The organism is Pseudomonas sp. GW823-FHT02F05, from assembly GCF_058797315.1.
On sequence record NZ_JBXAJM010000001.1, the window covers coordinates 526858 to 544543 of the forward strand.

Below are 17686 nucleotides of genomic sequence, written 5' to 3' on the forward strand. Positions count from 1 at the left end.
GCTGGCTTGCCTGCGATGCAGGCACCTCGGTCTATCAGTCAGACCGCAGTGATGCTATCGCAGGCAAGCCAGCTCCCACATTTGACCTTCACACCGTCCAATAGCTTGCAGTCCGCAAAATGGCCTTCCCGACAGCCTTTTTCCAACCGGAACAAGCTGTTACTGTACCGATCATAAAGCCCAAGCCGCCTGGATCGGATCTCTGACTTGAAGCGTCCCCTCCTTCTACTAATAAGTCTGGCCTTGAGCTTTGCGGCGAACGCGACGATCACCGAAAGCCACGGTTATGCGCAGTTCGGCACACTCAAGTACCCGGCCAAATTCACCCATTACGATTGGGTAAACCCTGCAGCGCCCAAAGGCGGGACATTGCGGGTGATGGCATTTGGCACCTTCGATACGCTCAACCCCTACACCTTCAAAGGTTCAAGCCCGGTTTCCACCGCCAACTTCCTGCAGTACGGCGTCAACGAGCTCAATGAGCCCTTGATGGTGGGCACCGGGCAATACGCGCCGTCGGGCGATGAACCCACCTCAAGCTATGGCCTGATTGCCCAATCGGTGGAATACAGCGAAGACCGCAGTTGGGTGGTGTTCAACCTGCGCCCCGAAGCACGCTTTCACGACGGCAAGCCGATCACCGCCGATGACGTGGCGTTTTCCTATCGCACCCTGCTGACCGAAGGCCACCCGCAGTACCGCACCAACCTGCAGGAAGTGGCCCGGGTCGATATCCTCAACCCTCACCGTATCCGCTTTGTGTTCAAGCGCGCCGGCAACCCCTTGCTGATCCTGCGCCTGGGCGAGTTGCCGGTGCTGCCCCAGCACTATTGGAAAAACCGTGACTTCAAGGCCACCACCTTCGAGCCGCCCCTGGGCAGTGGGCCCTACCGCATCACCAAGGTTGCGCCTGGGCGGCAACTGGTGTTTGAACGGGTCAAGGATTACTGGGGCAAAGACCTGCCGGTCAACCAGGGTTTCTATAACTACGACAAGGTCGAAGTGGAGTTCTATCGCGACAGCGACGTGGCCTTTGAAGCCTTCAAGGCCGGTGAATTCGACTTTTATATCGAGCATCAGGCCAAGAACTGGGCCACCGGTTACAACTTCCCGGCGGTCAACCGCGGCGATGTGATCAAGGCGCAGATCGCCCATCAGATCCCCACCCAGAGCCAGGGCCTGTTCATGAATACCCGGCGACCGGCGTTCAGCCAGGCCAAGGTGCGTGAAGCCCTGGGGTTGATGTTCGATTTTGAATGGACCAACCGCACGCTGTTCAGCAGCGCCTACAAGCGTTCGGTGAGCTATTACCCCAACAGTGAATTCTCGGCCACCGGCCTGCCCGTGGGCCATGAGTGGTTGATGCTTTCGCCCTACCGCGACCAACTGCCGGCCGCGCTGTTTACCCAACCGTTCAGTCTGCCGCACACCAATGGCCGTGGCATTCCCCGCGAAACCCTGCGCCAGGCCCTGGCCCTGCTCAGCGAGGCCGGCTGGAAACTGTCAGGGCAGCGCCTGCTGGATAAGGACGGGCAACCGCTGCGCCTGGAAATCCTGCTGGTCAACCCGAACCTCGAGCGCATCCTGCAACCCTATGTCGAAAATCTGACTTGCATCGGCATCGACGCCCGCTTGCGTACCGTTGACCGCGCACAGTACAAACAGCGCCTCGATCAATTCGATTTCGACATGATTCTGATGACTCTCAACCAGACCTTGAGCCCCGGCCTTGAGCAGTGGCAGTACTTCCACTCCAGCCAGGCCGCAATCAAAGGCAGCAAGAATTACGCCGGTATCGCCAACCCGGTGGTCGACCACCTGCTGGACCAACTGCTGGCGGCGCAGACCCGCGAAGAACAACTGGCTGCCGGCCGCGCCCTGGACCGGGTGCTGCTGTGGCAGCACTACAGCATTCCCAACTGGTACCTCAACTATCATCGCCTGGCGTACCGCAACCGGTTCGCCTTCGTCACCACGCCGCCCTACAGCCTGGGCCTGAGCGCATGGTGGCTGAAAGCTTCGGAGAAAGCCCAATGATGTCCTTGCGTACTACCCTGCTCGCCAGCCTGTTGCTGTGCACCGCGGCGCACGCCGCGCCTCAGCATGCGCTGACTCTCTACAACGAGCCCCCCAAGTACCCCGCCGACTTCAAGCATTTTGACTATGTAAACCCCGACGCCCCCAAGGGCGGAACCTTCCGCGAATCGGCCATGGGCGGCTTCGACAGCCTCAACCCCTATATCAGCAAGGGCGTACCGGCAGACAACCTGCCACTGATCTACGACACCCTGGCCATGCAAAGCCTGGACGAACCCATCACCGAATACGGCCTGGTGGCCGGCAAGATCGAAAAAGCCCCGGACAACAGCTGGGTGCGCTTCTATCTGCGCCCCGAAGCGCGCTTCCATGACGGCCACCCGATACGCGCCGAAGACGTAGTGTTTACCTTCCAGACCCTGATCAAGGAAGGCAACCCGCTGTACCGCAACTACTACGCCGACGTCGATGAGGTGGTGGCCGAAGACCCGTTGCGCGTGCTGTTCAAGTTCAAGCGCACCAACAACCGCGAGTTGCCGTTGATCCTTGGGCAGTTGCCAGTACTGCCCAAACACTGGTGGGCCAGCCGGGATTTTTCCAAGGGCAACCTGGAAATCCCCTTGGGCAGCGGGCCTTACCAGGTGGCCGAGGTCAAGCCGGGCCGCATGATTCGCTACGAGCGGGTCAAGGATTATTGGGCCAAGGACCTGCCGGTCAATAAGGGCTTCTACAACTTCGATACCCGCATCACCGATTACTACCGCGACAGCACTGTCTCCCTGGAAGCCTTGAAGGCCGGGCAGTTCGACTACTGGCTGGAGTTCAGCGCCAAGAACTGGGCCAATGCCTACAACATTCCAGCGGTGAAAGAAGGCCGATTGATCAAGGAAGAAATTCCCAACGGCAACCCCACCGGCATGCAGGGTTTTGTGTTCAACATGCGCAAGCCGATGTTCCAGGACGTGCGGGTGCGCAAGGCCATCAGCCTGCTGCTGGATTTCGAGTGGAGCAACAAGCAACTGTTCAACGGTGCCTACACCCGTACCCGCAGCTATTTCGAAAACTCGGAAATGGCCGCCACCGGCCTACCCGGTCCGGACGAGCTGGCGATTCTCGAGCCGCTGCGCGACAAGATCCCTGGCGAAGTCTTCACCCAGGCATTCGAACCGTCCCACACCGACGGCAGCGGCATGATCCGCACCCAGCAACGCGAGGCCTACCAACTGCTGCAGGAAGCGGGCTGGAAGATTGTTGACGACAAAATGGTCGACAGCACCGGCAAGCCAGTGACCATAGAGTTTTTGCTGGCCCAGACCGAGTTCGAGCGCATCCTGCTGCCGTTCAAGCGCAACCTGGCAGACCTGGGCATCGACCTGGTGATTCGTCGCGTGGACGTCTCACAGTTCGTCAACCGCCTGCGCTCGCGCGACTTCGACATGCTGGTGGGCAGCTTCCCGCAATCCACCTCGCCGGGAAACGAGCAGCGCGAGTTCTGGAAATCCTCCAGCGCCGACAAGCCCGGCAGCCGCAACTACATGGGCCTCAAGGACCCCGCGGTCGACCAGTTGGTGGAAGAGCTGATCGACGCCGGTTCGCGGCAAAGCCTGATCGCCCACGCCAGGGCGCTGGATCGTGTGCTGCAGTTTGGTTACTACGTGATTCCCAACTGGCACATCAAGACCTTTCGCGTCGCGTACTGGGACCACCTGGGCCACCCCAAGGTCTCGCCACGCTACGACGTCGGCACCGCGACCTGGTGGAGCAAACCCGACGTCACACCTGCCGTCCCCCTGGACACACGCGCCGATGCGGCGAGCGGAGGCGATTAAATGCTGGCCTATATTGTTCGCCGCCTGTTGCTGATCATTCCCACGCTGTTCGGGATCTTGTTGATCAACTTTGTCATCATCCAGGCCGCTCCCGGCGGCCCGGTGGAGCAGATGATCGCCAAGCTCGAAGGCTTCGACGGCGCCACCAGCCGCATTGCTGGCGGCGGCGCCGAAGTCGCGGTGGCCGGTTCCAGCTACCGTGGCGCCCAGGGACTGGACCCGGCGCTGATCAAGGAAATCGAAAAGATGTACGGCTTCGACAAGTCGGCGCCGGAACGCTTGTGGATCATGGTCAAGAACTACGCCCAGCTGGACTTCGGTGACAGCTTTTTCCGGGACGCCAAGGTCATCGACCTGATCAAGGAAAAGATGCCGGTGTCTATTTCCCTCGGGTTGTGGAGCACCCTGATCATGTACCTGGTGTCCATCCCCCTGGGGATCGCCAAGGCCACGCGCCACGGCAGCCATTTCGATGTGTGGACCAGCTCGGCGATCATCGTCGGCTACGCGATACCGGCGTTCCTGTTTGCGATTCTGCTGATCGTGGTGTTTGCCGGTGGCAGTTATTTCGACTGGTTCCCCTTGCGCGGGCTCACCTCCAACAACTTCGAGGAGTTGAGTTGGGGCGGCAAGATCCTCGATTACTTCTGGCACCTGGCGCTGCCCGTCACCGCCCTGGTGATCGGCAACTTCGCGACCATGACCCTGCTGACCAAGAACAGCTTTCTCGACGAGATCAACAAGCAGTACGTGGTCACCGCCAAGGCCAAGGGCCTGACCAATCGCCGCGTGCTGTATGGCCACGTGTTCCGCAACGCCATGCTGCTGGTGATCGCCGGTTTCCCTTCGGCCTTCATTGGCATCTTCTTTACCGGCTCGTTGCTGGTGGAGGTGATCTTCTCCCTCGACGGCCTGGGCCTGATGAGCTTTGAAGCGGCGATCAACCGTGACTACCCGGTGGTGTTCGGCACGCTGTTTATCTTCACCCTGCTGGGGCTAATCGTGAAACTGATCGGCGACCTCACCTACACCCTGGTCGATCCACGTATCGACTTTGCCAGCCGGGAGCATTGAGATGAACCTGTCCCCCCTCAATCGCCGCCGGTTCGAGCGGTTCAAAGCCAACAAGCGTGGCTGGTGGTCGCTGTGGCTGTTCCTGGTGCTGTTCGTGCTGAGCCTGGGCGCCGAGTTGATCGCCAACGACAAGCCCCTGGCGGTGCACTTCGACGGCGGCTGGTACTTCCCGGCGCTCAAGCGCTACCCGGAGACTACCTTCGGCGGTGAATTCCCGCTGGAAGCCAACTACAAGAGCCCGTACATCCAGGAGCTGCTGAAAGCCAAGGATGCCTGGACCTTGTGGGCACCGATTCCGTTCAGCTACCAGAGCATCAATTACGACCTGAAAGTCCCGGCCCCGGCGCCGCCGTCCTCGGTCAACCTGCTGGGCACCGATGACCAGGGGCGCGATGTGCTCGCGCGGGTGATCTACGGCTTTCGCGTGTCGGTGCTCTTCGCCCTGACCCTGACCATACTCAGCTCGATCATCGGCGTGATTGCCGGCGCCTTGCAGGGCTTTTATGGCGGTTGGGTCGACCTGGCCGGGCAACGTTTCCTGGAGATCTGGTCCGGCTTGCCGGTGCTCTACCTGCTGATCATCCTGGCCAGCTTCGTGCAACCCAACTTCTGGTGGCTGCTGGGGATCATGCTGCTGTTTTCCTGGATGAGCCTGGTGGATGTGGTGCGCGCCGAGTTCCTGCGCGGGCGCAACCTGGAGTACGTGCGCGCGGCGCGGGCGCTGGGCATGCAGAACGGCGCGATCATGTTTCGCCACATCCTGCCTAACGCGATGGTTTCGACCATGACCTTCCTGCCCTTCATTCTCACCGGCGCCATTGGCACCCTCACCGCCCTGGACTTTCTCGGCTTCGGGCTGCCGGCAGGTTCGCCGTCGCTGGGTGAGCTGGTGGCCCAGGGCAAGTCCAACCTGCAAGCGCCGTGGCTGGGCATGAGTGCCTTCGCGGTGCTGGCGATCATGTTGAGCTTGTTGGTGTTTATCGGCGAGTCCGCTCGCGATGCGTTCGACCCGAGGAAATGAGATGAATCCGGACAATCTGATCGAAATCCGCGACCTCAGTGTCGAATTCGTCACCGGCGAGCATCACCACCGGGTGGTCAACCACGTCAGCTTCGACATCAAGCGCGGCGAAACTCTGGCGCTGGTGGGTGAAAGCGGTTCGGGCAAATCGGTCACCGCCCATTCGATCCTGCGCCTGCTGCCCTACCCGTTGGCCAGGCATCCGTCTGGCACTATCGAGTATTCAGGGCAAGACCTGCTGACGCTCAAAGAGAAAACCCTGCGGCATATACGCGGCAACCGCATTGCGATGATCTTCCAGGAGCCGATGACCTCGTTGAACCCGCTGCATTCCATCGAAAAGCAGATCAACGAAGTGCTCGGCCTGCACAAGGGCCTGACCGGCAAGGTCGCCACCCAGCGCACGTTGGAATTGCTGGAGCTGGTGGGTATCCCCGAGCCACACAAACGCCTCAAGGCGTTGCCTCACGAGCTGTCCGGCGGCCAGCGCCAGCGAGTGATGATCGCCATGGCTCTGGCCAACGAGCCGGAGTTGTTGATTGCCGACGAGCCGACCACGGCGCTGGATGTCACCGTGCAGTTGAAGATCCTGGAATTGCTCAAGGAGCTGCAGGCGCGGCTGGGCATGGCGCTGCTGCTGATCAGCCACGACCTCAACCTGGTACGGCGCATCGCCCATCGTGTGTGTGTGATGCAGCAAGGTTGCATCGTTGAACAGGCCGATTGCGAGACACTGTTCCAGTCGCCCCAGCATCCCTACACCCAGGAATTGCTCGCGGCGGAGCCCAGTGGTGGGCCAGCCAACAATGATGTCGGCCCTCCGCTGCTGGAAGTGGACGACCTGAAAGTCTGGTTTCCGATCAAGAAAGGCTTTTTGCGCAATACCGTCGATTACGTCAAGGCTGTGGACGGCATCAACTTCAGCCTGCCCCAGGGCCAAACCCTGGGCATCGTTGGCGAAAGTGGCTCGGGCAAGTCCACCTTGGGCCTGGCAATTTTGCGCCTGATCGGCAGCCAGGGCGGGATTCGCTTCGAAGGCCAGCAACTGGACCGCCTCAGCCAACAGCAGGTGCGCCCGTTGCGCCGGGAAATGCAGGTCGTGTTCCAGGACCCGTTCGGCAGCCTGAGCCCGCGCATGTGCGTCAGCGAGATCGTTGGCGAAGGCCTGCGTATCCACAAGATGGGCACGCCCGCCGAACAGGAAGCGGCGATTATCGCGGCGCTCAAGGAAGTGGGCCTGGACCCCGAATCCCGGCATCGCTACCCCCATGAATTTTCCGGCGGCCAGCGCCAACGCATCGCTATCGCCCGAGCGCTGGTGCTCAAGCCGCGCCTGATCCTGCTGGACGAACCCACCTCGGCCCTGGACCGCACGGTACAGCGCCAGGTGGTAGAGTTGCTGCGTGGTTTGCAGGCCAAGTACAACCTGACCTACCTGTTTATCAGCCATGACCTGGCAGTGGTGAAGGCGCTGAGTCACCAGTTGATGGTGGTCAAGCAAGGCCAGGTGGTGGAGCAAGGCGATGCCCAGGCTATTTTTGCTGACCCGCAACATGCCTATACCCGGCAGTTGCTCAAGGCGGCTTTTTTGGTGCCGGCCTGACGGCACGCGGGTGCAAATGCAGGAGAAATAACGCCATGTCGCTCAGCCCAATCGCCCGTCCCGCAGACACGCCGCGCTTCTGGCGCGACGAACGCCTGCCGTTCATCGAAGCGCGCACCATCGCCGACGGGCGCAAGGTCACTTACACCCGGCACGCCCATGAGCATTTTTCCATCGGTGCGATCACCACCGGCTGCAGCTATTACCACTACGGCGCGCGCACCTTCGAAATCAGCGCCGGCACCGTGGTGCTGATGAACCCAGGCGATGTGCATGCGTGCAACCCCATCCATGACCAGCCCTGGTCCTACCACATGCTGTACCTGGACACGCCGTGGCTGACCGACCTGCAATACCAGCTGGGATTCAGTACCGACCAGGGCTACCGGCCATTCGACACACCCCATACTCGCGACACCGGGCTGTACCACGGCTTGCTTGACCTGTACCGCACGCTAGTGGATGAGCAGGCCGAACTGCTGCAAAAACAGAGTGCGCTAGTGAGTTACTTCACCGAGGTGCAACAGCGCCTGAATCCTTCACTGACGCCGGTACGCGAGGTCAACCACAAACTGGAACGCGCCGCCGACTACATCCGCGCCCACTGCACACAGGCCTTGAAACTCGAAGACATTTGCCAGGCCGCTGAACTGTCGCCGTCTTATCTGATCCGCGCATTCAAGCAGTATTACGGCTTGACGCCCCACGCCTTCATGGTCAACCGCCGCATCCAGTTCGCCCGCAGCCAACTGCGCAATGGCGCACTGATTGCCGACGTCGCCCTGGCCGCGGGCTTTGCCGACCAGGCGCACTTCCAGCGCACCTTCAAACAACACTTCGCGGCCACGCCGGGGCAATACCGCGAGAACCTCAAGCCATCAGCAAATAACCCACACTGGCCACCAGCAACGCGGCCATTGAGCGGTTGAACAGGCGCACACCTTTGGGGTTGTTCAAGTAGCGGCGCAAAAACGTCCCCGCATACGCCCAGCACGCCACCGACAGGTAGCAGATCACCAGGTAAAGCACGGCAAACAACCATACCTGCGCCGCATCGCCATCGGCCACGAACAACCCCATGCCTGCCACACACGCCAGCCAGGCTTTCGGGTTGAGCCACTGCATGATCGCGCCATACAACATCGACGGCGCGGAGTGCGCACCGTCAGCGTCCAGACGGCCATCATCCACCGCCAGCTTCCAAGCCATATACAACAAGAACGCCACGCCGCCCCAGCGGATCAATTGAATCAGGATCGGCCAGCGCACCAATACTTCATGCAACCCCAGGCCGATCAACACCAACAACAAGGTAAAACCCACGGCGGCGCCGAAGACATGTTTCTGGCTGGCGACGAAACCAAAACGTGCGCCAGAACTTAAAGCGACCACATTCACCGGTCCCGGCGTGATGGACGTGGCCAGGGCAAAGGCGGCCATGGAGAGAATCAAGCTCATTGCAGTTCCTTTTGTGATCCCAAACGAGGTTTAGATCACGGTACCGCGCAGGGACACGAGGGTATTGAAGAAAATGCCCCTGGGTACTTCAGAAACGGACGCTGATCTGATTAGTGCCCCCGCGATAAACTGTGGGAGCTGGCTTGCCTGCGATGGCGGCCGTTCAATCGACAGAGATGTCAAATGTGCCGCCCACAGGTAACCACGATGCGAAGCGAGCCGCTCTTGATCTTGATCTGCTTGTGATCTTGATCTCAGGCGCCCCGTTAAACCACGCTGGCCGAACGCAGGCTTGAATTCGTGGGTAACGTGGTGGGGCAAGAGCGTTTTGCTTACTTTTGTCTGGGCCGGCATTCCGGCTTTTCAAAAGTGAGACGCCGTCAGGGCGGAACCCTAAGTAGCCGTTACCGCAGGAATGGATAGGTACTCGGTATTACGGTGTCGACTGTGAGGTCGTCTTCGCAGGCAAGCCAGCTCCCACAGTTGGATCGCGGGGGCGTCAGGTAGATAGCCATCGGCTGGCACGCCGCGATCGCAGCGATACGGCGACCCAACAAGCCAGCTTTCATAGTGGGATCCAGGGCACCTCTCAGCGCTGGGTGGGAATACGAATATCGCCCCCCCGACACTGGCTCTTCACACTGCGCGGGCAACCGGCAAACGCGAGATCCTTGGTCAGGCACACCCGCACTTCCGACAGCACCTTGCCCTTGCAGATCACCGCCATACCGTGGTTGCCCATGCGTGGGTTGCTCTCGCGAAACAGCGCCTCGATCTCGTTGGCCCGCAATGACGGCGGCGTATTGAACGGCTGCAGTTGCTGCGGAATGGCAACCGCACCGAGCGCCACATCGGTCTTCTCCAGATACTCCAACGGCTCCAGCCCACTGCAGGTACCATGCTTGGCCCACTCATGCTTGAGCAGCGTGCGGGTGGGAAACAGCGCCGCGCCCTTGTCCATTTCTGCCGCGCTCAAGCGCGTCTGCGGTGTACAGGACGCCGGCCACCCTCCCCGCGCGTATTGCGGCCACAAACCATGCAGCACAAAGCCGTAGCCTTTACCTGAGCATTGCTCGTTGCCTGGGTGCGTGAGGCAAAACGTGGGTGACCACGAGAGCGATAGCACATAGAAATCAAACTCACCCGCCTGCCCTTGGCTGCGTGGCGCCGCCGTTGCCGCGGTGGCCATCAGCAGCCACATCACCATCCAGTATTTCATCCCGGTATTCCTTTAAAAGAGTAAAGCCTTACGCTATTGCCACGCCTAGGGATGCTGGGAGTAACGGTGTAACACCTTGTCCAAGATGATATCGGTCTTCAGCGCTTCGATGCCCAGCGACGGATGCTCGGCCTCGCCACGAATATGCGCGTTCATGTTCAGGACGTGGTGCCATTGAATATGGGTGTGACACGGCACGTCCAACACCTCGGTGGTCTCGCCTTCAAGACGCAGCGGCTGGTCCTCGAACACCGAAAACTGAATACGACCGCGACTGCCGATCAGTTCGACCCGGTCTTCGCGTCGGTCCGCCACAAAATTCCAGCAGCCCATGCCCAATGCACCGCTGGCAAATGTCCAGCAGGCCGTCACGGCATCTTCTGCCGCGTAGCGCCCAGCCTGTCGCGCCGAAAAGCCTGAGACCTCGACGATGTCCCCGGCCAGGTACTGGAACAGGTCGAACCCATGGCTCGCCAGGTCGGCAAAGTAACCGCCACCGGCAATGGCCGGATCGGTGCGCCAATTGGTGGCGTCGGAGTCTGTTACGGCAGCGGGTTTGCACAAGGTCCAGGTCAGGTGGCGCAACTCACCGATACGGCCTTCCTGCAGCCAGGTGCGCACTTGCTGAAAGCGTGGCAATGAACGCCGATAGTAGGAGACAAACAGATGCAGCCCGGCACGCTCGAATGTGCGCTGCATCAACGCGCTCTGTTCAGCATTCAGCGACATCGGCTTTTCGACGCAACAATGTTTGCCCGCCGCGGCCACTCTCAGGGCGTACTCAAGGTGACTGTCGGGCGGAGTGGCGATGTAGACCGCATCCACCTCGGGGTCATCGATCAAGGCCTGGGCATCGGTATAGCAACGGGCAATGCCATGGCGCGCCGCATAATCGCGCACCGCCTCGGCACGCCGCCCCATCACCGCGACCAATGCCGAACCTGGCGCTTTATAGAAAGCCGGTCCACTCTTCAATTCAGTGACACTGCCACAGCCGATCATGCCCCAGCGTATGGTCTTCATCTAATGTCCTCGGTCGTATTCGTCAATCGGGCAGTATCCACATACCGGCCCTGGCGCGCCATAACCACTTAGCATGACAATTGCATTACACTTTTATGACATTCATCCGGCGCGGGGGCACATTCGATGAAAATTAGGGCGACCGTCATTTGCGAACGTGAGGGGCACATCCTCTTCGTACGCAAGGCCAGATCAAAATGGGCATTGCCCGGCGGGAAAGTAGAAGCGCACGAGCGCCCGGTAGGCGCGGCGGAACGCGAGCTGGAAGAAGAAACCGGTTTAAACGTGGACGGCTTGCTGTACCTGCAGGAGCTCAAGGCCCGCGACACCGTCCATCATGTGTTCGAGGCCTCGGTGGTCAATATCGACGAGGCGCGGCCGTGCAATGAGATTGTCGATTGCCAGTGGTACGCCTACAGCGCCGTGGACGAGCTGGATACCACAGACGCTACCCGCCACATCGTCAAATCCTTCCTGCGGCGCCTCTGACGCGCTGGACGGCCGTTAACCTACCGCAGCAAACCCACGGCGCCCGGCCTTTATCTCGGTACGCAACTCACCAATCAGGTTGGAGATGGCACGGATGCTGTCCAGGCCTTCGGGTGATACGCGGGTCAGCAGCAAGTCGACACGACCGGACGCAGGCTCGAACACGCAGATGCGCAGCGAGCCGTCACTATTGAGGCAGCACTCACACGCAAGCGGCAGGAAGCCTGAGGCCATGATGCGGTTGAATTCGGTGATGGAAATCATGATCAGCCCCCCGTCCCTGGGTTCTACCCGATTGAGGTGATGCAAGCAGCATAGATAAGGTTTTGCCGGCCGCCGGACAATTAATGCAAAAGTGTTAGCCAGCCCTCACTTTAGTAGGGCGTCACCGGCAATGAACGACAGGCCGAGATTAAATCGCGGGCAAAAAAAATCCCAAGTAGCTGATGGAAACTTGGGATTTAAAAATGCATAAACCGTGGGAGGTGAACGCCCGGCTATAGTAGCGATTGTAAAAACATGTAACAAGATTATTTTAATCCTTTCGTCGGATTGAAAGCGTCGTAAGTCATTCAATAACCACATATTTTTTAAGGTAGAAGGCAGTAGTCGTGCTACTTTTTGGTGCAAGTAACGACAGTAAGTCCCTGTATAAAAAATGGTTATTAATCGGGCGTAGCGCTTTCAAGTAACTGTTCACTTAACTGCCTGCATGTTTCTTGAAGGGCCTCACGACTGGAAGCAGTGGCGCCCACCACGGCCTCCAGATGACGACACAGCGTCAGGCGTTCAGCCGCCTCTTCGCGCTGGCGGTCGACCTTGGCGTTGAGTTGAATGAAATAGAACCCCAGCAGCACGGCGATGCCCAGCACACCCACCGCGAGGTAGCGCAAGCCGTTGGACGATGGAGGCTCTGGGGCATTCATGGCCTTATGGCGCCCTGCTCTTTTCATAACGAACGTCATCACCATCGACCGGCCCCACTACGGACCAGCCCAGGCGCTGATAGAACCCATTGGCGCGGATTTCATCACGCCCATCAGTCACCAGGTAGAGCGTGTCGTGGTGCTCAAACAGGGCCGCCTCGGCCACCGCCATCAGTTGACGGCCCAGCCCAAGCTTCTCGTGCGAGGGCAGCACGAACATTGCGAACACTTCACCTTCATCCAGGTCGACCATGGAAAACCCCGCCGCCTGGCCGTCCACTTCCGCGATCCAGCCGCAAGGTGCTGCACGCAACGTATCGCTCAATACCTGCGGGGTAATCCCCAGGCCAGCCATCTGTTCAAGGCTCAGGTGGTTTTGCACCACCGAGGTGCGAATCGCGCACAACGTGTCGACGTCATCAGGTGTCGCCGTTCGAATCAGCACTTGCATACCCGCCTCCATCAAGAAGTGCGCAATTGTATGCAAATACTCACACGGGGTTTGTCGTGGATTTGTAAAGGCCCCACGGCTGGTGCGGGCTACGGATTACTTGCGCGCGACCTTGTAGCGCAGGCAATCCTGGTAAAAGCTTTGACGAATCGCCTCGGGCTTGAGCCTTGAGCGGCTGTCATAGGTCTGCTCGGTGATGCCCATGGCCATCATGCGCATCCACGATTTGCTGAACTTGAGGGTCTGGATCTTCTGCCGGGCCGCGTATAGCGAAACGCCGGATAACTTTAGCTCCTGGGCCCTGGCGGCCGTGCCTGCGCCCCAACTGCACATGTACTTGTCACCCTCGCGCAATTCCCTGGCCTGCGCGACAGTCGCGCCGCCGGCCAGGGAGCAGGCAATCAGCATCATTCCCACAGAGCGCATTTGCATCCTCACCTAACCACCTGAAAATAGAAGTGATTTTGGCGAGGATTTTGTTACAAAGGGGCCATTAAATTGCCTTACTGCGCAAAGCGACTCGCGGATGCTTCCTATCAAGGCTTGAGTTCGAACAGCGCCGGCATCGGTGGCCACTGCGAAGGCACTTTACGAAAGCGGCTGAACCCGGCTGCCTCAGCCATCTGGCGGGCACGCTTCTCGCCCATGAACGCCCCCAGCCCTGCCCCACCGTGGGACAGCGAACAGGTCATGCAATAGAGGGTGCTCTGCGGGTACATGACGCGCCCGAACAGGTTCATGTTCTCGTGCAGTTCCTCGGACAGGTTGAGCTCCACCATCAGGTAGGTACCGTCTTCGGCCGTGGCGGCGCGCAAATCCTTGAGCATCTGCTGAGGGTCGGTGGCATCGTGGATCACCACAAAGGTGGTCACGAAGTCGAATTGCTGGCCGCGCAAGGCATCGGAGTCGTTCACCTCGAATTGCACCCGGTCACCCACACCAGCCGCCTCGGCGTTGGCCCGCGCCAACTCGATGGAAGGCAGGTGGAAATCGCAGCCGACAATGCGCGCCTCGGGGTAGGCCTTGGCCATGGTGATCGCTGCAAGGCCCGCACCGCAGCCGAAATCCAGCACACTGCCGCCGGTCTTGAGCTTCTCTTCGACGCCGTCCAGGGATGGAATCCAGTGCTGGACCAGGTAGTGCTTGTACCAGGGCATGGTCATGCGCTCCATGCCTTTCCAGGTTTCCAGCGGGAACGCCTCTTCAGCGCAACCACCACCATGGCGGAAGGCCTCGATGACCTTGGGCGCCATGCTCACGAACGGCACGCTCAGCTGGATAATGCCACCGGCAAAATACGGCGAGTCTTCATCGGCCAGCACCGGCACAAACTCGGCGGGCATTTGGTAACGGCGGGTTTGCGCGTCGTAGGTCACATAATTGCCGGTGGCCATGCTGCCCAGCCATTCGCGCAAGTAACGTGCGTTGTAGCCGGTCTTGTGCGCCAACTCTTCCAGGGTCACCGCCTGGCCGTCGGCCAAAGCCTTGAACAAACCGAGCTGGTCGCCGATGTAGAGCATGGCGCCGCGCAGCGTGTTGCCGTAATCCTCCATGATGCGCGCCGAAAATTGCTGGACCTTGGCTTTATCAACTTCCATAACGTTGGACATCTGTCGCTCCTTGATGAATATGCAAATCTGTTAAGGGATCAGTGGCCGGCGAGTTTGGCCAGCACGTTGTCAACGATGCGGTCGGACATGCCCAAGTGAGTACGGGGCTCGAACAGCCGGGCCAGGGCGCCGTCATTCATGACCGCAAGCACCCGCGCATCGGCCTCGATTGCCTCGCGGATCGACACGTGATTGCGCTGGCTGGCCTGGGACACTTCGAAGATGATCTGGTAGGCGCTGCTCTTGCCCAGCTTGCGCGCCATTTCGAACACCACCGCTTCGGTGCAGATGGCATCGCCATAGGCCTGGGCGGTGCCTTCCATTTTCTGCACATTCACGGTGAGCCCATCGATGGTCTCGGTCAGAATCGAGAGCGCCATCAGTGCATAGTGGGAAACGTCCGCGACCGCGCACCACTCCAACCGCGTACCGCGGTAATCGCGCTCATGCTCAAGAATCATCGCGTCCAGCGCGAGCATGACCTGGGCCTTGGCCAGCCGTGCCAACACCACCACCTGCTCGCAGCCTTCGGGGTTGCGTTTGTGCGGCATGGTGCTGCTGCCGATCTGCTGGTCGCTCCAGCCCACTTCCACTTCAGCGATTTCCCAACGATTGAGCGTACGGATTTCATCGGCTACGCGGGCCAACGAGGCGGTGACCATGGCCAGGGTGCTGACGAACTCCGCAACGCGGTCACGGGACACATGCCAGCCCGTCAGGGGCACTTGCAGCGACAAGCGCTGGGCAAAACGATCCAGCATCGGCATGGCGTCCGGGCCGAACGCCGCCATGGTGCCGACCCCGCCGAACAGTTGCACCACCAGTACACGCTGGCGGGCTTCGGCCAAGCGCTGCCGGTGGCGCAACAGCTCATCGATCCAGCCGGCGACCTTCAGCCCGAAGGTGGTCGGCAAAGCGGGAATCGAGTGGGTCCTGGCGACCATCAGCGAGTCACGGTGCGCATCGGCCAGGGTCGACAACTTGCCCAGCAAAGTCTCCAGGGCCTGATCCATCGCATCAAGCACATCGCGCATCTCCAGGGATTGGGCGGTGTCCTGGATGTCTTGGGTGGTAGCGCCGTAATGCACGTATTCACGGGCACTGGGGCTACAATTTTTTTGCAGGGCGCTCAGCAATGGCATCAGCGAATGCCCAGTGGCAGCCACGCCCTCGGCCAGTTGGCGCACATTGATGCCCGATAGCAACGCGGCCTTTTCGATCTCCAGGGCCGCCTCGCGCGGGATGATGTTGACATCGGCCTGGGCCATGGCCAGCGCAGCTTCCACGTCCAGCCAACGTTGCAGGCGACAATGACTGCAGAAGATCTTGCGGCTCTGCGGGCCGGCATAACCCGAACCGTGGGTTTTCGAATCGAGGATGTGGCTGTGTTCGTGGCGGCATTGCTCGCCGTCATGATCAAAGCCCGGGTGGTCCGAACGTGCGGTGCAAGACGCACGGGCTGTCACTTCCAATGTTTGCGCATCCATCACATACCCTCCGTAGCGTACAGGGACTGACTGGTATTGCCTTGGGTTGCCATCACCGCCTCAGCGCCATCGCCTGAAGCGCGAGGTCTTGCTTTAGTTGCCACCAGATCGACCATCTCGGCCGCCAGCCCTGTGTAGGCTGTCGGGTCAAGCAAGTCGTCGAGCGTTTGCGCGCTGAAACAACCGCGCAGCCGAGGGTCGCCAAGCAGCGCATCGCGAAAGCAAACGCCCGCGTCCTGGGCCTGCAGGGCGATGTCGTGCACCAGATGATGGGCCGTCTGCTTGCCACACCGAGGCGCCAGCGCAAGCATCACGCGCTCCGACAGGATCAGCCCGCCCAGCAAGTCCAGGTTGCTGCGCATGCGCGCTTCACGCACCTGCAGCCCAGCCTGCAGCAAGCCTTCCATACGAGCGAGCAACGCACCGGCGTAAATGAACAGCTCGGGTAAGGCCGCCCATTCGATGCGCCAAGTGGTGCCGTCACGCTCGTGCATCTGGAAAGCGGCGTCGGTCAGCGCAACCATCTGCGCGCGCACCAGCCGCGACAGCGCGCTGATCAGGTCCACCGTCGATGGGTTTTGCTTGTGGGGCATGGTGCTACTTCCCACTTGCCCGGCTCGCCGCCCCTCGCGCACTTCGTCGATCTCGGTGCGCTGCAGGTGGTAGATCTCATTGGCGACACGGCCCAACGTCGCCGACGCCTGCACCAGCAACCACGCGGCTTCCAGGATGCGGTCGCGGGCGCTGTGCCAACTGCTCAACGGTGCCGACAGGCCGAGGCTTTCCAGGGTACGGCGCTGCACTTCCAAACCCTGCGGGCCAAGCCCGGCCAGGGTGCCCACGGCGCCGGTCAGGTTGCCGACCATCACCCGGGCGTAGGCTTCTTCAAAGCGTTCAAGGTGTCGATCAATCTCATCGACCCACACCGCCACCTTGTAGCCAAACGTGGTGGGCAAAGCGTGTTGACCATGGGTCCTGGCGACCATCGGCGTGTGCTTATGGCGCAGGGCGAGCGTGAGCAGATGCCCACGGATCCCGCGCAAACGCTGCACCACCAGGCCCCAGGCATCGCGGATTTGCAGGATCAGCCCGGTGTCGAGGATGTCCTGGGTGGTCACGCCGTAATGCACGTATTCGCCCAGCCCATCGGCGCATAACCCCTGCAATGCGCGCAGGGTCGGCACCAGGATGTGCCCGGTTTCCAGGCCTTCGCGCCCCAACGCGTCGAGGTCCAGCAGTTCCACGCTGGCTACCCGGGCGATCTCCCGGGCGGCCTCGTGGGGGATGAGGCCCATCTGCGCCTGGGTCGCCGCCAGCGCTGTTTCAACATCGAGCCACTTCTGCACCTGATTGGCATCAGAGAAGATCGCAGCAAATTCCGGGGACGAGTAAGCGCCCCCGTGGATACGGGATTCAGTGATATGACTTGGCATGTCGGGTTACTCGGGTTGTCCAGGGA

17 protein-coding genes are annotated in these 17686 nt (G+C 60.5%); 7 read left to right on the plus strand and 10 right to left on the minus strand.

The annotated features are described in order from the left end of the window. Positions 1–207: 207 nt before the first annotated feature. Genes AC1RAC_RS02355 through AC1RAC_RS02380 form a run of 6 tightly spaced genes read left to right on the plus strand, consistent with a single transcriptional unit; the run spans position 208 to position 8493 of the window. Positions 208–2037 (plus strand): extracellular solute-binding protein, encoded by a 1830-nt coding sequence (locus AC1RAC_RS02355; protein ID WP_492616098.1) that lies wholly within the window; start codon positions 208–210, stop codon positions 2035–2037. Beyond that, positions 2034–3866 carry an extracellular solute-binding protein gene (locus AC1RAC_RS02360; RefSeq protein WP_054920846.1) on the plus strand — a complete coding sequence of 611 codons (1833 nt, stop codon included), beginning with the start codon at positions 2034–2036 and terminating at the stop codon, positions 3864–3866. The genes AC1RAC_RS02355 and AC1RAC_RS02360 overlap by 4 nt, the downstream gene beginning before the upstream one ends. Next, complete coding sequence (locus tag AC1RAC_RS02365; protein ID WP_034126078.1) at positions 3867–4940, plus strand: microcin C ABC transporter permease YejB; 1074 nt, start codon at positions 3867–3869, stop codon at positions 4938–4940. Position 4941: 1 nt separating this feature from the next. Then, on the plus strand, positions 4942–5961 hold the full coding sequence (locus AC1RAC_RS02370; protein ID WP_003190688.1) for an ABC transporter permease: 1020 nt from the start codon (positions 4942–4944) through the stop codon (positions 5959–5961). A 1-nt stretch (position 5962) separates the two neighbouring features. Then, the gene (locus AC1RAC_RS02375; RefSeq protein WP_014718252.1) at positions 5963–7564 is read left to right on the plus strand and encodes an ABC transporter ATP-binding protein; all 1602 of its coding nucleotides are present in this window, start codon (positions 5963–5965) and stop codon (positions 7562–7564) included. 35 nt (positions 7565–7599) lie between these two features. Further along, positions 7600–8493, plus strand: coding sequence for an AraC family transcriptional regulator (locus tag AC1RAC_RS02380; protein WP_054920849.1), 894 nt, complete (start codon positions 7600–7602; stop codon positions 8491–8493). On the opposite strand, the gene AC1RAC_RS02385 is transcribed toward AC1RAC_RS02380, so the two are convergent. The 3 genes from AC1RAC_RS02385 to AC1RAC_RS02395 all read right to left on the minus strand — a co-directional run bounded on the left by AC1RAC_RS02385 (position 8435) and on the right by AC1RAC_RS02395 (position 11264). Then, positions 8435–9022 (minus strand): LysE family translocator, encoded by a 588-nt coding sequence (locus AC1RAC_RS02385; RefSeq protein ID WP_054920851.1) that lies wholly within the window; start codon positions 9020–9022, stop codon positions 8435–8437. The genes AC1RAC_RS02380 and AC1RAC_RS02385 overlap by 59 nt on opposite strands. Positions 9023–9611: 589 nt before the next feature. Beyond that, positions 9612–10241, minus strand: coding sequence for a ribonuclease T2 (locus AC1RAC_RS02390; RefSeq protein ID WP_259284398.1), 630 nt, complete (start codon positions 10239–10241; stop codon positions 9612–9614). Positions 10242–10286: 45 nt separating this feature from the next. Then, positions 10287–11264 (minus strand): Gfo/Idh/MocA family protein, encoded by a 978-nt coding sequence (locus AC1RAC_RS02395; protein WP_054920858.1) that lies wholly within the window; start codon positions 11262–11264, stop codon positions 10287–10289. 126 nt (positions 11265–11390) lie between these two features. On the opposite strand from AC1RAC_RS02395, the gene AC1RAC_RS02400 reads away from it, so the two are divergent. Next, positions 11391–11753: an NUDIX hydrolase gene (locus AC1RAC_RS02400; protein ID WP_060764832.1), complete on the plus strand. Its 363-nt coding sequence runs from the start codon at positions 11391–11393 to the stop codon at positions 11751–11753. A 15-nt stretch (positions 11754–11768) separates the two neighbouring features. On the opposite strand, the gene AC1RAC_RS02405 is transcribed toward AC1RAC_RS02400, so the two are convergent. The 7 genes from AC1RAC_RS02405 to purB all read right to left on the minus strand — a co-directional run bounded on the left by AC1RAC_RS02405 (position 11769) and on the right by purB (position 17660). Further along, positions 11769–12017, minus strand: a complete 249-nt coding sequence (locus AC1RAC_RS02405; protein ID WP_072448397.1) for a DUF1652 domain-containing protein — start codon at positions 12015–12017, stop codon at positions 11769–11771. A gap of 401 nt (positions 12018–12418) precedes the next feature. Further along, a complete protein-coding gene (locus tag AC1RAC_RS02410; protein ID WP_034126086.1) occupies positions 12419–12679 on the minus strand; it encodes a hypothetical protein in 261 nt (86 codons plus the stop codon). 4 nt (positions 12680–12683) lie between these two features. After that, a complete protein-coding gene (locus tag AC1RAC_RS02415; protein ID WP_034126087.1) occupies positions 12684–13130 on the minus strand; it encodes a GNAT family N-acetyltransferase in 447 nt (148 codons plus the stop codon). Positions 13131–13226: 96 nt separating this feature from the next. Continuing rightward, positions 13227–13556: a hypothetical protein gene (locus AC1RAC_RS02420; protein ID WP_003191756.1), complete on the minus strand. Its 330-nt coding sequence runs from the start codon at positions 13554–13556 to the stop codon at positions 13227–13229. A gap of 110 nt (positions 13557–13666) precedes the next feature. Next, positions 13667–14740, minus strand: coding sequence for a class I SAM-dependent methyltransferase (locus tag AC1RAC_RS02425; protein ID WP_014718237.1), 1074 nt, complete (start codon positions 14738–14740; stop codon positions 13667–13669). Between the two features lie 38 nt (positions 14741–14778). Continuing rightward, a complete protein-coding gene (locus tag AC1RAC_RS02430; RefSeq protein WP_492616099.1) occupies positions 14779–16227 on the minus strand; it encodes a class-II fumarase/aspartase family protein in 1449 nt (482 codons plus the stop codon). Beyond that, positions 16227–17660 (minus strand): adenylosuccinate lyase, encoded by a 1434-nt coding sequence (purB, locus tag AC1RAC_RS02435; RefSeq protein WP_054920866.1) that lies wholly within the window; start codon positions 17658–17660, stop codon positions 16227–16229. The genes AC1RAC_RS02430 and purB overlap by 1 nt, the downstream gene beginning before the upstream one ends. Positions 17661–17686: the final 26 nt, after the last annotated feature.

What these genes read in the sequence shown, in the direction of transcription:
- AC1RAC_RS02385 (WP_054920851.1), bottom strand. Translation starts at nt 9,022, where the DNA reads ATGAGCTTGATTCTCTCCATGGCCGCCTTTGCCCTGGCCACGTCCATC.
- AC1RAC_RS02365 (WP_034126078.1), top strand. Translation starts at nt 3,867, where the DNA reads ATGCTGGCCTATATTGTTCGCCGCCTGTTGCTGATCATTCCCACGCTG.
- AC1RAC_RS02415 (WP_034126087.1), bottom strand. Translation starts at nt 13,130, where the DNA reads ATGCAAGTGCTGATTCGAACGGCGACACCTGATGACGTCGACACGTTG.
- AC1RAC_RS02405 (WP_072448397.1), bottom strand. Translation starts at nt 12,017, where the DNA reads ATGATTTCCATCACCGAATTCAACCGCATCATGGCCTCAGGCTTCCTG.
- AC1RAC_RS02370 (WP_003190688.1), top strand. Translation starts at nt 4,942, where the DNA reads ATGAACCTGTCCCCCCTCAATCGCCGCCGGTTCGAGCGGTTCAAAGCC.
- AC1RAC_RS02430 (WP_492616099.1), bottom strand. Translation starts at nt 16,227, where the DNA reads ATGGATGCGCAAACATTGGAAGTGACAGCCCGTGCGTCTTGCACCGCA.
- AC1RAC_RS02410 (WP_034126086.1), bottom strand. Translation starts at nt 12,679, where the DNA reads ATGAATGCCCCAGAGCCTCCATCGTCCAACGGCTTGCGCTACCTCGCG.
- AC1RAC_RS02390 (WP_259284398.1), bottom strand. Translation starts at nt 10,241, where the DNA reads ATGAAATACTGGATGGTGATGTGGCTGCTGATGGCCACCGCGGCAACG.
- AC1RAC_RS02400 (WP_060764832.1), top strand. Translation starts at nt 11,391, where the DNA reads ATGAAAATTAGGGCGACCGTCATTTGCGAACGTGAGGGGCACATCCTC.
- AC1RAC_RS02395 (WP_054920858.1), bottom strand. Translation starts at nt 11,264, where the DNA reads ATGAAGACCATACGCTGGGGCATGATCGGCTGTGGCAGTGTCACTGAA.
- AC1RAC_RS02420 (WP_003191756.1), bottom strand. Translation starts at nt 13,556, where the DNA reads ATGCGCTCTGTGGGAATGATGCTGATTGCCTGCTCCCTGGCCGGCGGC.
- AC1RAC_RS02360 (WP_054920846.1), top strand. Translation starts at nt 2,034, where the DNA reads ATGATGTCCTTGCGTACTACCCTGCTCGCCAGCCTGTTGCTGTGCACC.
- purB (WP_054920866.1), bottom strand. Translation starts at nt 17,660, where the DNA reads ATGCCAAGTCATATCACTGAATCCCGTATCCACGGGGGCGCTTACTCG.
- AC1RAC_RS02425 (WP_014718237.1), bottom strand. Translation starts at nt 14,740, where the DNA reads ATGTCCAACGTTATGGAAGTTGATAAAGCCAAGGTCCAGCAATTTTCG.
- AC1RAC_RS02375 (WP_014718252.1), top strand. Translation starts at nt 5,963, where the DNA reads ATGAATCCGGACAATCTGATCGAAATCCGCGACCTCAGTGTCGAATTC.
- AC1RAC_RS02380 (WP_054920849.1), top strand. Translation starts at nt 7,600, where the DNA reads ATGTCGCTCAGCCCAATCGCCCGTCCCGCAGACACGCCGCGCTTCTGG.